Below are 12,866 nucleotides of genomic sequence, written 5' to 3' on the forward strand. Positions count from 1 at the left end.
TGGCGAGGTGGGACCGGACGCGTTGCGCCCGGGCGAGCTGGCGGCCGGGGATCTCGGCCCCGCCGACGGCCCGGCGCTGCGCGTCATCGGCCGGGCCCGGACCCCATGGGGGCCGGATGACTGCCCGAAGAATATCGGCAGGGCGCGCGAAAGGGGCGCGCCCGCCACACTCGAGATCGACCCCGCCTTCGCCCCGGCGCTGAGGGGGCTGTCCGTCGGCCAGCCGGTGATCGTGCTGTACTGGATGGACCGGGCGCGCCGCGACCTGCTGGTGCAGGCGCCCCGCCATGTCGACGGGCCGCGCGGCAGCTTTGCCCTGCGCTCGCCGAACCGGCCGAACACCATCAGCCAGTCGACGGTCAGGATCACCGCGCTCGACGCCGAGACCGGGCAGGTCGAGATCGATGCGCTTGACTGTTACGACGGCACGCCGCTCATCGACATCAAGCCATGGCTGCCGTCGATCGACCTGCCGCCGGGCGAACCCGGCTAGCCCTACTCGACCGTCACCTCGATCGGCTCGGACATCACCGGCGGATCGTGCGGCACATGGTTAGCATCGCCCAGCAGCAGCCAGAGACTGTGGGTTCCGGGCGCGAGCTCGAGCGTGGTTTCGGTCTGGCCGCCGCCGAAATGGATGTGATGATCGTCGGCGGGGATCGCATGCGCGACATCGACCTCGTCCTGCGGCAGATCGACGATCAGGTGGTGATGGCCGCTGGCGGGGGTGTCGGTACCGGCCGGGACCACCTCCATGCCCTCGATGCCGAAGACCACCGTCACCGGCGAAGAGACCGTGGCACCGTCTTCGGGGCTGATGATGAACACCCGCGCGCCCTCGGGCGAGGGCGTCCGGAGATCCTCGGCCAGCGCGGGCAGCGCCAGCGCCGTCAGCGCGGCGAATGCCAGAGACGGGACAGCGAATGAAGCGGCGGAGCGAGCTTGCATGGGTTCCTCCCTTCCAGTGCATGCCGAAAGGACGATCCGGTTGCCCGGACCGGCCTGTGCATATCAGCTAGCCCGGCCCCGGACCGGATCAATCCGGCGCGCATTCCGGAAAGGCCGGTCGGACATGCCCGTCGGGCATGCTGGAGGCAAATACCTTGGGGCGCACCGGCACCACAACCGACTGTCACCATTCACGTGGCGCGCCCCAAGTACCATTGCACCGCATACAGGGCCAGATACGCGACCCTTACACAGGATCGGCAACACCACGTCGATCCATGACCGCCATATAGCACGTCGATTCGGGCCTTGGTCGGGAAGAATTATGATAAAATTTAAGACGTCTTCTAAGAGCCGCTGGCCGTGACCCTGCGTCACCTTGGGCAGCCGTTTCCGCAGCGGAGCGCCTTCTTATGCGGGTGATGCAGGGCGTCCGTGCGCGCGGACCGGCGCGTTGCGCCCGGACAGATCCGGACCCGTTTCGGCCCCGGAACCGGTGAGCCCGCCGCATCCGCGCCGCAATTCAGCAGCGAAAGACCGGCTCCGCCCGGTTTTTCGAAACGCAACAGCAGCTCCAACGCGGATGCGGCCCTTTCAAGCCCGACCGCGATGGCTTATATCGCCTCCACCATGGCCAAAGCGAAGACAGATCCGAATTACAAGGTGATCGCCGAGAACCGGCGGGCCCGCTACGATTACGCCATCGAGGACGACCTCGAATGCGGGATCATGCTGCAGGGCTCCGAGGTCAAGTCGCTGCGCGAGAACGGCGCCAATATCGCCGAAAGCTATGCCTCGGTCGAGGATGGCGAGCTTTGGCTCGTCAACGGCTATGTTCCGCCCTTCGAGCAGGCCCGGACCTGGGGCCATGACGAACGCCGCCGCCGCAAGCTTCTGGTCAGCCGCAAGGAAATGGCGCGGCTCTGGTCCGACACCCAGCGCAAGGGCTTCACGCTGGTGCCGCTGGTGCTGTATTTCAACCACAAGGGCCTGGTGAAGCTGAAGATCGGCATCGCCAAGGGCAAGAAGACCCAGGACAAGCGCGATACCGAGGCCAAGCGCGACTGGCAGCGCCAGAAGGCCCGGCTTTTGAAGGATCACGGCTGACCCGCCTTGCCTCGGCTCTGGCGCCGTTTTAAGGAAAACGGTGTCTGCGCAGCCGGAGGGGGAGGTCATGAGCTACGACGATCCGAAAACGCTGGTCTCGACGGACTGGCTTGCGGCGCATCTGAACGATCCCGATCTCAGGATCCTCGATGCCTCCTGTCGGCCGGTCTTTCCCACCGACACCCCGCGCGATCCCGTTGCCGAATATCAGGCGGCCCATATCCCCGGCGCGCGCTTCTTCGATATCGACGAGATCTCCGACCAACGCTCGGACCTGCCGCATATGGCGCCGCCGCCCGAAAAGTTCATCAGCCGTCTGCGCGCGATGGGCGTGGGCGACGGCCACCAGGTGGTGGTCTATGACAGCGCGGGGCTGTTCTCGGCCGCCCGCGTCTGGTGGACCTTCCGGCTGATGGGCAAGACCGACATCGCGGTGCTGGACGGCGGCCTGCCGAAATGGCGGGCCGAGGAGCGTCCGCTCGAGGACATGCCGCCGGTCGTGCGCGACCGCCACATGACGGTGCAGCGCCAGGCCGGGCTGATCAAGGACGTGACCCAGGTCGCCGCCGCCTCGAAGCTTGGCGATTACGAGATCGTCGATGCCCGCGGGGCCTCGCGCTTCGAGGGCACCGACCCCGAACCGCGGCCGGGGCTGCGCTCGGGCCATATCCCGGGCTCGAAGAACGTGCCCTTCGCCACCCTGCTGAATGCCGATGGCACGATGAAAAGCCCCGAGGCGCTGAAAGCCGTGTTCGAGGCCGCCGGGGTCGACCTTCGGAAACCGGTCATCACCTCCTGCGGCTCGGGCGTGACCGCCGCCATCCTCAGCCTCGCGCTCGAGGTGATCGGGCATCGCAACCATTCGCTCTATGACGGCTCGTGGTCGGAATGGGGCATGTATGGCGACCTTCCGGTCGAGACGGGACCTGCCCGATGCTGAGCCGACTTTCCCCGCAAAGCCCCGACAAGATCATCGGGCTGATGCAGCAGTTCCGCGCCGACCCGCGCGCGGACAAGATCGACCTTGGCGTCGGCGTCTATCGCGATGCCCAAGGCCGGACCCCGGTGATGCGGGCGGTCAAGGCCGCCGAAGAGACGCTGTGGCGGACCCAGGACAGCAAGGGCTATGTCGGGATCGAGGGCGATCCGGCCTTTCTCGAGGCGATCGGGACGCTGGTTCTGGGCGATGCCGTGCCCGCGGAACGCATCGCCGCGGTCGGGACGCCGGGCGGCACCGGCGCGGTGCGGCAGGCGCTGGAGCTGGTGCGGCTGGCCGATGCCGGGGCACGGGTCTTCATCCCGGCGCCGTCCTGGCCCAACCATGCCGCCATCGTGAATTTCCTCGGGCTCGGCGAGGCCGCCTACCGCTATTACGACGGCGCGGCCCATGCGCTCGACCTCCCGGGCCTTCTGGCCGATCTCGAGACCACCGGCCCGGGCGATGTGGTGATCCTGCATGGCTGCTGCCACAACCCCACCGGCGCCGAGCTGACGCTGGCGGACTGGGCCGCGATTGCCGAGGTGCTGGGCCGCACCGGCGCGCTGCCGCTGGTCGATCTGGCCTATCTGGGCTTCGGAGACGGGCTCGAGGCCGATGCCGCCGGTTTGCGGCTGCTGGCCGGGGCGCTGCCCGAGATGCTGATCTCGGTCAGCTGTTCGAAGAATTTCGGGCTTTACCGCGAACGCGTGGGCGCGGTTCTGGCGCTGTCCCCGAATGCGGCGGCGCGCGATCTGGTGCGGGGGAACCTCTCGAACCTCAACCGCCAGAACTTCGCCTTCCCGCCCGATCACGGCGCCCGCGTGGTGACCGGGATCTTGGGCGATGCCGCGCTGCGGGCCGACTGGGCCGCCGAGCTGGAAACCATGCGCAGCCGGATCGAGACCCTGCGCCGAACGCTGGCCGACCGGCTGCGCGACACGAGCGGCTCCGACCGCTTTGCCTTCCTCGCCGGGCAGAAGGGGCTGTTCTCGCTGATCGGCGCGACCCCGGATCAGGTCACGGCGATGCGCGAGACCCATGGCGTCTATCTGATCGGCGACGGACGGATCAACCTCGCCGGACTGTCCGAGACCAATATCCCGAAAGTGGCCGAGGCGATGCTGGCCGCCGGGCTCTGACAGGCCCGGGACGCTTTCACAGCCCACGGGCATGACAGCCACGAAAGAAAACGGCGGGGAATTCCCCGCCGTTCCCATTTTCACCCCGGGGGTCCCGGCTCAGCTGTGATAGGCCGCCTCGCCATGGCTGGTGAGGTCGAGGCCCTGACGTTCGCTGTCGGCATCGACCCGCAGGCCCACGATCATGTCCACGATCTTGTAGGCGATCAACGAGACGACACCGCACCAGACGATGGTCACAAGCACGGCTTCGGCCTGGATGATGGTCTGGCCGATGGTGCCGACACCCTCGGCAAAGCCCTGGCCGCCCAGCGCCTCGCCGCCCAGCAGACCGGTGCCCAGAGCGCCGACGATGCCGCCCACGCCATGCACGCCGAAGACGTCGAGGCTGTCGTCATAGCCGAACTTGGTCTTCACGGTCGACACGAAGAAGTAGCAGATCGGCGACACGACGAAGCCCAGGATGATGGCACCGACCGGACCGAGCTGACCGCAGGCGGGGGTAATGGCAACGAGGCCCGCGACCATGCCCGAGGCGGCGCCAAGCATCGAGGCCTTGCCGCGGGTCAGACCCTCGACGGCGGCCCAGGACAGGATCGCGGCGGCGGTGGCAACGAAGGTGTTGATGAAGGGCAGGCCGGTGAAGGCGTTGGCTTCCAGGTTGGACCCGGCATTGAAGCCGAACCAGCCGATCCACAGCATCGAGGCACCGACCATGGTCAGGGTCATCGAATGGGGCGCCATGTTCTCCTTGCCCAGGCCGATGCGGGGCCCGATCAGGATCGCACCGATCAGCGCCGCGATACCGGCATTGATGTGGACCACGGTGCCGCCCGCGAAATCGAGAGCGCCGAGGTTATACAGCAGGCCCGCACCGTCCCAGACCATGTGGGCGATCGGGAAATAGCAGAAGGTCGTCCACAGCCCGACGAACAGCAGCACGGCCGAGAATTTCATCCGTTCGGCGAAGGCACCGACGATCAGCGCCGGCGTGATGACGGCAAAGGTCATCTGGAACGCGATGAAGACATATTCGGGGATGACGACGCCGTCGGTGAAGGTCGCGGCGGTCGAATCGACGGTGACGCCCGACAGGAACAGCTTGCCGAAGCCGCCCCAGAACGGCGAGCTGCCGCCGCCGAAGGCGAAGGAATAGCCCCAGAAGACCCAGATCACCATCATCATGCCGGCGATCAGCGTGCTCTGCATCAGCACCGACAGCATGTTCTTCTGGCGCACGAGGCCGCCGTAGAACAGCGCGATGCCCGGCATGGTCATGAAGAGGACGAGGATGGTCGCGGTCATCATCCAGGCGGTATCGCCCTTGTCCATGATCGGTGCGGCCTCGGCGACCTCCTGTGCCAGCGCCGGAAGCGCGGCGGCCGTCGCGGTCAGCGCCGCCAGGCCGAGAATATGTTTGATATTCGCCATGTTCGTTGTCTCTCTATCCCTGATACGTCCGCGTCACACCGCGTCTTCGTTGGTTTCGCCGGTCCGGACCCGCACCGCCTGGTTCACGTCCAGGACGAAGATCTTGCCGTCGCCGATCTTGTCGGTCTTGGCGGTATTGGCGATGGTTTCGACGACCTGGTCAGCCATGGCCGAGGTCACCACGATTTCGAGCTTCACCTTGGGAACGAAGTTCACGGCATATTCCGCACCGCGGTAGATCTCGGTGTGTCCGGACTGCGAACCGAACCCCTTGATCTCGGTCACCATCATGCCGCGCACGCCGATTGCAGTGAGAGCTTCCCTCACCTCCTCCAGCTTGAACGGCTTGATTGCAGCAATGATGAGTTTCACGTTGTGCCCCTTCCGTTGAGCAGGTCGCCCCTGCGGGTTTTCACAGGGGCAAGGAAGGGCCGCGAAGCCGCCTTGAGACAAGCTGATCGAGGCCGCAAGCCGAACGCAAAACGGGAGTTGTTGCACAACTTTTGCACAAACGCGGCCTTTCGCCTGCATTTTGGGCAGTTCGAGAACCGATCACGGGACGCCTTCGACCTCCACAATCCGGCCCTTCCGGGATATGGTGCCGCCAAAAGGCAAACGAGGCAGTCGACAGTTATGGGCAGCACGGGACGCAGGCCGCCGCCGCTGGTGGCGGATCGGCGCTATCCGAAGAAAACCAAGCGCAAACCGCAGCCGCGCAACCGCAAGCCCCGATCCCGCAATGGCGGCGGCGGAGGCGGGCGACGCGGCGGGGTCCGGCGCAGCAATCCGATCCTGCGCGCGATCAGGGCGTTCTTTCGCAGGCTGTTCCGCTCGATCCTCGGGACCGGTCTGCGGCTGGCGCTGCTGGGCGCGCTCGCGCTCGGCTGCGCGGTCTTCTATTTCTATCAGCAACTGCCCGAGATGACGGCGCTTCTTGACGGGCGCAATCGCGGCTCGGTCACCCTGCTCGACCGCGACGGCAAGGTCTTCGCCTGGCGCGGCGAACAGTTCGGCGGCCAGATCACCGCCACCACCGTCGCCCCGGCGCTGAAGAATGCCGTGGTCGCGACCGAGGACCGGCGCTTCTACCGCCATTTCGGCATCAGCCCGCGCGGCATTGCCGGCGCGATCCGGATCAACCTCTCGGAGGGCCGCGGCCCGCTTTCGGGCAATGGCGGATCGACCATCACCCAGCAGACCGCCAAGCTGCTCTGCCTCGGCGTGCCCTATGATTCGAAGACCTGGAAGAACGAGACCGCCTACGAGGCCGACTGCCGCCGCACCACGCTGGGCCGGAAGATCAAGGAAGCGCTCTATGCGATGGCGATGGAGGCCAAGTATTCCAAGGACGAGATCCTGACGATCTACCTCAACCGCGCCTATCTGGGCGCGGGCACCCGCGGCTTCGAGGCCGCCGCCCAGCGCTATTTCGGCAAATCCGCGAACCAGGTGAACATCTCGGAGGCGGCGATGCTGGCCGGGCTGCTGAAGGCGCCCACCACCTATGCCCCGACCAACAACCTCAAGCGTTCGCGCAACCGGGCGAACCTCATCGTCGGCCTGATGCAGGACCAGGGCTATATCACCCCCAAGCAGGCCGCCCTTGCCAAGGCCAATCCGGCGCAGCTGTCCGAAGCCGCCGAAGCCCGCGCGGGCGGGTATTTCGCCGACTGGGTGATGGGGGCGGGGCCCGACTTTTTGACCCGCGACACCACCGAGGATGTCATCATCCGCACCACCTTCGACCCGCGCATCCAGAAAGCCGCCGAGACCGCGCTGAAGGAGGTGTTCGAAAACAAGGTCAAGGAGGGCTCGAAGGCCGAGGCGGCGATCATCGTGATGTCGGCCGACGGCGCGGTCCGGGCCATGGTCGGCGGCCGCAAGACCGCGATCGGCGGGTTCAACCGGGCAACGATGGCGCTCCGGCAGACCGGCTCGGCGTTCAAGCCCTTCGTCTATGCCGCCGCGCTCGATCTGGGCTACACGCCCAATGCGACCGTGGTGGACGAGCCCTATACCATCAACGTGCCCGGCTCGGGCCCCTATTCGCCCGAGAATTACGACCACAAGTTCCGCGGCCGCGTCACCCTGACCGAGGCGCTGCAGCATTCGCTGAACATTCCCGCGGTGAAGGTCTCCGAGGCCGTCGGCCGCGAGAATGTGCGCCGGATCGCGCATGATTTCGGGCTGAAGGCGGATCTGGCCGACGGGCCGGCCCTGGCCCTCGGCGCCTCGGAATCGACGCTGATCAACATGACCGGCGCCTATGCGGGCATCCTCAACGGCGGCTCGAGCGTCACCCCCTACGGGCTGACCGAGCTGAAGTTGAAGGGCGACCGCGAGCCGCTGATGGGGCAGGAAGGCGGCATGGGAGAGCGGGTGATCTCGGAGCGGGCGGCGCGCAGCCTTGTCTACATGATGTGGCGGGCCGTCGAGGCGGGTACCGGCCACCGCGCCAAGCTGGCGGGCCGACAGGTCGCGGGCAAGACCGGCACCACCTCGGCCGCCCGCGACGCCTGGTTCATCGGCTTTTCGGCGGATTACGTGGCCGGGGTCTGGATGGGCTATGACGACAACACCCCGCTTCGGGGCGTGACCGGCGGCGGGCTTCCGGCCGAGATCTGGCACGAGACCATGCAACGCGTCCAGGAGGGCGTGCCGCCGCATCCGCTGCCGATGCTGGTGCCGCAAGAGCCGTCTTCGGCGGTCGCGGCAAGGGACGGCGGCGATCGGGGCGGCAATGTCGCCGAGAACATCCTGCGCAGCGTGCTGGGCGCCTTCACCGGGCGCAACTGAGGCGCCCTACGGCCAAGGGCGCCAGGCAGAACAGAAAAGGCCCCGGCAGATGCGCCGGGGCCTTTTACGTTTTTTCGGAAACCGGAAGGGGCGTCAGCCCGCCGAACGCAGGTCGCGGGTCAGCGCGCCGATATCGCCGCGCCGCTTGTCCAGCATGGCGCCGATCTCGGTCCGCTCGCTGGCCAGCATGTTCACGCCTTCGATGAAGATGTTGAAGAACTTGTCCTTGCCCGAGCGGTCGGAGACCAGGAAGACGACCTCGACCGGCGACTGGCCGCGCAGCTGCGCGGTCGATTTCACCTCGTAGAAGGTCTTTACCTGCCGCGCCCGGTCGACCTTGATTTCGCCACCGATGAATTCGCGGAAGCGACGGCCGTATTTGCGGGCGATATAGCCCTGGAAGGCATCGGTAAAGGCGTTCAGCTGCGCCTGGCTGGCCTGCCGCGCGGCAACGCCCAGGACCGAACGCGCGATCACCGGCACATCGGCATAGCGCGAAAAGATCCGTTCGAATTCCGGGATCATCTGGGCTTCGGACTTGCCGGAATTGATCACCCGGTTGATATCGCCGATCACGCGGTCGATCAGCCGCGACGCCTCGTCGGTGGTCAGCGCAAACGCGCGGCCGGAGGTCAGGCCGGTCACTGTCAGGGCGGCACCCGCGGCCAGACCGGTCAGCAGCAGGCTGCGGCGGGTCGGGGCGGAAGCGGCGGCCTTACTCGGCATTGGAGTCTGCATAGGGGTCCTCGTAGGGGTCGAAATAATCGGTCTCTTGGTTACGGCTCAGCTTGTGCCGCCGGCTGTCCAGATAGATCTGGCGCGACTGGGCATAACTGTCCGCACTGTCATATAGGACCGAATCTACGAGATCCGAGTTTTCATAACGTGCATTTGCACCCCGAAGCACACCGGTGCCCGCCATGACGTTGCGCTCTTCGGAATCGGCCAGCGGCCTGAGCGGGTTCATCGCGAAGTCGACGGCCCGGCCGACCATCGCCCGTTCCGTCATCGGGCCCAGCACCGGGAATTCGACATAGGCGCCCTCGCGCATGCCCCAGACATAAAGCGTTTCGCCGAAATCGGTATTGACCTTGGTCGCCCCCATCCGCGAGGCCGGATCGAAGATCCCGCCCAGACCGATGGTGGTGTTGATCAGAAAACGCGTGGTGTTCTGTGCCGCGTCGCCCGGGCGGAACTGCAACAGGCTGTTGATCACGGCGCCGGGCAGCGACAGGTTCGAGGCGAAATTGCTGACGCCGCTTCTGACCGGGCGCGGCACGGACTTGCCATAGGCGGTCGAGACCGGCCGGAACACGCTGCGGTCGAGCGTCTTGTTGGCTTCGTGAATCTGACGGTTCCGCGCCTCATAGGGGTCGCGGATCGTGCCGGGCGCCTCGGGATGCGCGCAGGCGGACAGAAAAAGGATGGTGGAAAGAACCGCAAGACGGCCCGTCCACAGGGTGGCTTTCCGCAAAGACGACACGATCTGGATCCAGTCTGATATCGAGACCCCGCCAAGGAAACACGCCCGGGCCCGGATCACAAGAGCCCACAGGCCCGGATCGTCCTGATCATGGCCCGAATTTTACGGGTTCCGCCCGGCACGGCGGGGCGCTAGCCTCGGCCCGAACCCTTGATCCGTCCCAGATTTTCCTTCGGAGAGACCAAATGAGCGGCAAATACGAGGCCCGGCTGACCGAGCTTGGCGTGACCCTGCCCGACGCCCCCGCCCCTGCGGCGAATTACGTGCCCTATGTGATTTCGGGCAATCTCGTCTTCGTTTCGGGCCAGGTTTCGGCGGCGGATGGCGCGCTGATTCCGGGCAAGCTCGGGGCCGATCTCGACGTCGCGGCCGGTGCCGCGGCGGCCAGGGCCTGCGCGATCTCGCTGCTGGCCCAGGTCAAGGCGGCCTGCGGCGGCGATCTCGACCGGCTGGTCCGGGTGGTCAAGCTGACCGGCTTCGTCAATTCGACGCCCGACTTCGGCGACCAGCCCAAGGTGATCAACGGCGCGTCCGACTTTTTCGTCGAGGCACTCGGCGATGCCGGGCGGCATTCGCGCTCGGCCGTCAGCGCGGCCTCGCTGCCCTTCGGCGTCGCGGTCGAGATCGAAGGCATCTTCGAGATCGCATGAGCCCGCTGCCCCCGGCCTTCCTGACGGCCCCCCTCGCCCATCGCGCGCTGCATGACCGCGCCGCAGGGCGGCCCGAGAACTCGGTCGAGGCGGTGCGCGCCGCCATCGCCGGGGGCTACGGCATCGAGATCGACATCCAGCCCTCGGCCGATGGCGTGCCGATGGTGTTTCACGATTACGACCTCGCCCGGCTGACGGGCGAGACCGGCCCGGTCGCGGGCCGGAGCGCGGCCGAACTGGGCGCGATCCCGCTGAGTGGCGGCACTGAGGGCATCCCGACGCTCGACCGGGTGCTCGAAGAAGTCGCAGGCCGGGTGCCGCTGCTGATCGAGATCAAGGATCAGGACGGCGCGATGGGCGCGGCCGTGGGCCCGCTGGAACGCGCGGTGGCCGCAGGCCTCGGGGGCTATGACGGCCCGGTCGCGCTGATGTCCTTCAACCCGCACAGCGTGGCCGTGCTGGCCGAGGCCGCGCCCGAGCGGCCGCGCGGGCTCACGACCTGCGCCTATGCGGCGCGGGACTGGCCGACCCTGCAGGCCCCGATGCGGGACATGCTGCGCGAGATCCCCGATTACGACCGCGTCGGCGCGTCCTTCATCTCGCATCTGTGGCGCGACCTGGCCCGGCCGCGGGTGGCCGAGCTAAAGGCCCTGGGCGCCGCGATCCTGTGCTGGACCGTGCGCAGCCCGGACGAGGAGCGCATCGCCCGCAGCGTCGCCGCGAATGTCACCTTCGAAGGCTATGTCCCCGCGCATCCGGTCCCGCCCGCCGCTTGACCCCGCCCCCGGGCGCCCCACCTCAAGGGGAAAGCCGGGTCAGGAGAGATGCGCGCGGATCACGTCGAGGCAGAGCAGGTCGAAATCGAGGTCATGACCTCGATCGACCGGATCGAGGCAACCGACTGGGATGGCTGCGCCTGCCCGGAAGCCTCCGGCGGCGGGCGCCCGGAAGACCCGTTCACGACCCACCGCTTTCTCGCCGCGCTCGAAGACAGCGGCTCGGTCGGGGCCGGGACCGGCTGGCAACCGCACCATCTGGTGGCCCGCGACGCCAACGGCATCTTCGCCGTCGCCCCGCTCTATGCCAAGTCGCACAGCCAGGGCGAATATGTCTTCGATCATGGCTGGGCCGACGGCTACGAGCGCGCCGGCGGGCGCTACTATCCCAAGCTTCAGATCGCGGTGCCCTTCACCCCCGCCACCGGCCGCCGCTTTCTCGCCCGTCCCGGCCATGAGACGCGCGGCCGGGCGGCGCTGATCGAAGGCGCGGTGCGGCTCGCGGCCGAGAACGCGCTTTCGTCGGTCCATGTCACCTTCTGCACCGAGGCCGAGGCCGAGGCGGGCCGCGAGATCGGGCTCTTGCACCGCGTCACCCAGCAGTTCCACTGGGAAAACCGCAGCTATCCCGATTTCGAGACCTTCCTCGCCACCCTCTCCTCGCGCAAGCGCAAGAACATCCGCAAGGAACGCGCCACCGCCCGGGCCTTCGGCGGCACCATCCGTGCCCTGACCGGCGACGAGATCCGCCCCGACCACTGGGACGCCTTCTGGCGGTTCTACCAGGATACCGGCGCGCGGAAATGGGGCATGCCCTATCTCACCCGCGACTGCTTCGACCGGCTGCACGAGACGATGCGCGACGACATGCTGCTGGTGCTGGCCGAGCGCGACGGCCGACCGGTCGCGGGCGCGCTGAACTTCATCGGCCGGTCGCGGCTTTACGGGCGCTACTGGGGCTGCATCGAGGACCATCCCTGCCTGCATTTCGAGCTGTGCTACTATCGCGCCATCGACTTCGCCATCGCCCAGGGGCTCGATACCGTCGAGGCGGGGGCGCAGGGCGTGCACAAGCTGTCGCGCGGGTATCTGCCGACACCCACCCATTCGCTGCACTGGATCGCCGATCCGGGGCTGCGCGCCGCGGTCGACCATTTCCTGCGCGCCGAACGCGAGGCCGTGGCCGAAGAGATCGAGGTGATCACCGCCTACGGGCCGTTCCGCAAGACCGCGAAAGACCAGGAGGAGGAACAGCAATGACCGCCAAACTGACCGAGGACCAGCGCAGGCTCGAACTGTCGTCGCTGTCGGCCCATGGCTGGGCCGAAACCGAAGGCGGCGACGCCATCGTCAAGACCTTCGAATTCGGCGATTTCGTCTCGGCCTTCGGCTTCATGACCCGCGCCGCGCTCTGGGCCGAGAAGATGGATCATCATCCCGACTGGAAGAATGTCTACAAGACCGTCGAGGTCACGCTCTCGACCCATGATGCCGGCGGGCTGACGATGAAGGATGTCGAGCTGGCGCGGAAGATGGACGCGCTGGCCTGAACATATC

General features: G+C 67.1%; 14 protein-coding genes. 9 read left to right on the forward strand and 5 right to left on the reverse strand.

The window, feature by feature from the left end; genetic code table 11:
- Window positions 1–7 precede the first annotated feature (7 nt).
- The gene (locus A6W98_RS02620) at window positions 8–493 is read left to right on the forward strand and encodes a TrmO family methyltransferase domain-containing protein (RefSeq protein WP_063490868.1); all 486 of its coding nucleotides are present in this window, start codon (window positions 8–10) and stop codon (window positions 491–493) included.
- A 2-nt stretch (window positions 494–495) separates the two neighbouring features.
- Here the strand turns inward: A6W98_RS02620 and A6W98_RS02625 are convergent, their stop codons facing one another.
- Window positions 496–948 (reverse strand): DUF4399 domain-containing protein, encoded by a 453-nt coding sequence (locus A6W98_RS02625; RefSeq protein ID WP_042457528.1) that lies wholly within the window; start codon window positions 946–948, stop codon window positions 496–498.
- Window positions 949–1,578: 630 nt separating this feature from the next.
- Between A6W98_RS02625 and smpB the strand changes: the two genes are divergently transcribed.
- The 3 genes from smpB to A6W98_RS02640 all read left to right on the forward strand — a co-directional run bounded on the left by smpB (window position 1,579) and on the right by A6W98_RS02640 (window position 4,173).
- Entirely contained in the window at window positions 1,579–2,055 is a 477-nt protein-coding gene (gene smpB, locus A6W98_RS02630) for an SsrA-binding protein SmpB (protein ID WP_042464435.1), read from the forward strand.
- Between the two features lie 67 nt (window positions 2,056–2,122).
- Window positions 2,123–2,995: a 3-mercaptopyruvate sulfurtransferase gene (sseA, locus tag A6W98_RS02635; protein WP_042457531.1), complete on the forward strand. Its 873-nt coding sequence runs from the start codon at window positions 2,123–2,125 to the stop codon at window positions 2,993–2,995.
- Entirely contained in the window at window positions 2,989–4,173 is a 1,185-nt protein-coding gene (locus A6W98_RS02640) for an amino acid aminotransferase (protein ID WP_042457534.1), read from the forward strand. The genes sseA and A6W98_RS02640 overlap by 7 nt, the downstream gene beginning before the upstream one ends.
- Before the next feature lie 99 nt (window positions 4,174–4,272).
- Here A6W98_RS02640 and A6W98_RS02645 read toward each other — a convergent pair whose 3' ends face one another.
- Complete coding sequence (locus A6W98_RS02645; protein WP_042457537.1) at window positions 4,273–5,604, reverse strand: ammonium transporter; 1,332 nt, start codon at window positions 5,602–5,604, stop codon at window positions 4,273–4,275.
- A gap of 33 nt (window positions 5,605–5,637) precedes the next feature.
- Window positions 5,638–5,976, reverse strand: a complete 339-nt coding sequence (locus A6W98_RS02650) for a P-II family nitrogen regulator (protein ID WP_042457541.1) — start codon at window positions 5,974–5,976, stop codon at window positions 5,638–5,640.
- A gap of 261 nt (window positions 5,977–6,237) precedes the next feature.
- Here A6W98_RS02650 and A6W98_RS02655 point away from each other — a divergent pair, with 261 nt between their 5' ends.
- Window positions 6,238–8,400, forward strand: a complete 2,163-nt coding sequence (locus A6W98_RS02655) for a transglycosylase domain-containing protein (protein ID WP_042457544.1) — start codon at window positions 6,238–6,240, stop codon at window positions 8,398–8,400.
- A 93-nt stretch (window positions 8,401–8,493) separates the two neighbouring features.
- Here A6W98_RS02655 and A6W98_RS02660 read toward each other — a convergent pair whose 3' ends face one another.
- On the reverse strand, window positions 8,494–9,126 hold the full coding sequence (locus tag A6W98_RS02660; RefSeq protein WP_042457548.1) for an MlaC/ttg2D family ABC transporter substrate-binding protein: 633 nt from the start codon (window positions 9,124–9,126) through the stop codon (window positions 8,494–8,496).
- Window positions 9,116–9,883, reverse strand: coding sequence for an MlaA family lipoprotein (locus A6W98_RS02665; RefSeq protein ID WP_052678132.1), 768 nt, complete (start codon window positions 9,881–9,883; stop codon window positions 9,116–9,118). The genes A6W98_RS02660 and A6W98_RS02665 overlap by 11 nt, the downstream gene beginning before the upstream one ends.
- Window positions 9,884–10,068: 185 nt before the next feature.
- Between A6W98_RS02665 and A6W98_RS02670 the strand changes: the two genes are divergently transcribed.
- The 4 genes from A6W98_RS02670 to A6W98_RS02685 all read left to right on the forward strand — a co-directional run bounded on the left by A6W98_RS02670 (window position 10,069) and on the right by A6W98_RS02685 (window position 12,859).
- Complete coding sequence (locus A6W98_RS02670) at window positions 10,069–10,533, forward strand: RidA family protein (RefSeq protein ID WP_042457553.1); 465 nt, start codon at window positions 10,069–10,071, stop codon at window positions 10,531–10,533.
- Window positions 10,530–11,309, forward strand: coding sequence for a glycerophosphodiester phosphodiesterase family protein (locus tag A6W98_RS02675; RefSeq protein ID WP_042457556.1), 780 nt, complete (start codon window positions 10,530–10,532; stop codon window positions 11,307–11,309). The genes A6W98_RS02670 and A6W98_RS02675 overlap by 4 nt, the downstream gene beginning before the upstream one ends.
- A gap of 93 nt (window positions 11,310–11,402) precedes the next feature.
- Window positions 11,403–12,569, forward strand: a complete 1,167-nt coding sequence (locus tag A6W98_RS02680) for a GNAT family N-acetyltransferase (protein WP_231098424.1) — start codon at window positions 11,403–11,405, stop codon at window positions 12,567–12,569.
- A complete protein-coding gene (locus A6W98_RS02685; RefSeq protein WP_042457561.1) occupies window positions 12,566–12,859 on the forward strand; it encodes a 4a-hydroxytetrahydrobiopterin dehydratase in 294 nt (97 codons plus the stop codon). Before A6W98_RS02680 ends, A6W98_RS02685 begins: the two co-directional genes overlap by 4 nt.
- The last annotated feature ends 7 nt before the right edge of the window (window positions 12,860–12,866 follow it).

This window comes from Rhodovulum sulfidophilum DSM 1374 (assembly GCF_001633165.1).
In the GTDB taxonomy this organism is placed as follows: domain Bacteria; phylum Pseudomonadota; class Alphaproteobacteria; order Rhodobacterales; family Rhodobacteraceae; genus Rhodovulum; species Rhodovulum sulfidophilum.

Bases quoted from the DNA above. Each gene is read 5' to 3' on its own strand.
- A6W98_RS02625 (WP_042457528.1), bottom strand. From the start codon at position 948: ATGCAAGCTCGCTCCGCCGCTTCATTCGCTGTCCCGTCTCTGGCATTC.
- smpB (WP_042464435.1), top strand. From the start codon at position 1,579: ATGGCCAAAGCGAAGACAGATCCGAATTACAAGGTGATCGCCGAGAAC.
- sseA (WP_042457531.1), top strand. From the start codon at position 2,123: ATGAGCTACGACGATCCGAAAACGCTGGTCTCGACGGACTGGCTTGCG.
- A6W98_RS02640 (WP_042457534.1), top strand. From the start codon at position 2,989: ATGCTGAGCCGACTTTCCCCGCAAAGCCCCGACAAGATCATCGGGCTG.
- A6W98_RS02645 (WP_042457537.1), bottom strand. From the start codon at position 5,604: ATGGCGAATATCAAACATATTCTCGGCCTGGCGGCGCTGACCGCGACG.
- A6W98_RS02655 (WP_042457544.1), top strand. From the start codon at position 6,238: ATGGGCAGCACGGGACGCAGGCCGCCGCCGCTGGTGGCGGATCGGCGC.
- A6W98_RS02660 (WP_042457548.1), bottom strand. From the start codon at position 9,126: ATGCCGAGTAAGGCCGCCGCTTCCGCCCCGACCCGCCGCAGCCTGCTG.
- A6W98_RS02670 (WP_042457553.1), top strand. From the start codon at position 10,069: ATGAGCGGCAAATACGAGGCCCGGCTGACCGAGCTTGGCGTGACCCTG.
- A6W98_RS02675 (WP_042457556.1), top strand. From the start codon at position 10,530: ATGAGCCCGCTGCCCCCGGCCTTCCTGACGGCCCCCCTCGCCCATCGC.
- A6W98_RS02680 (WP_231098424.1), top strand. From the start codon at position 11,403: ATGACCTCGATCGACCGGATCGAGGCAACCGACTGGGATGGCTGCGCC.
- A6W98_RS02685 (WP_042457561.1), top strand. From the start codon at position 12,566: ATGACCGCCAAACTGACCGAGGACCAGCGCAGGCTCGAACTGTCGTCG.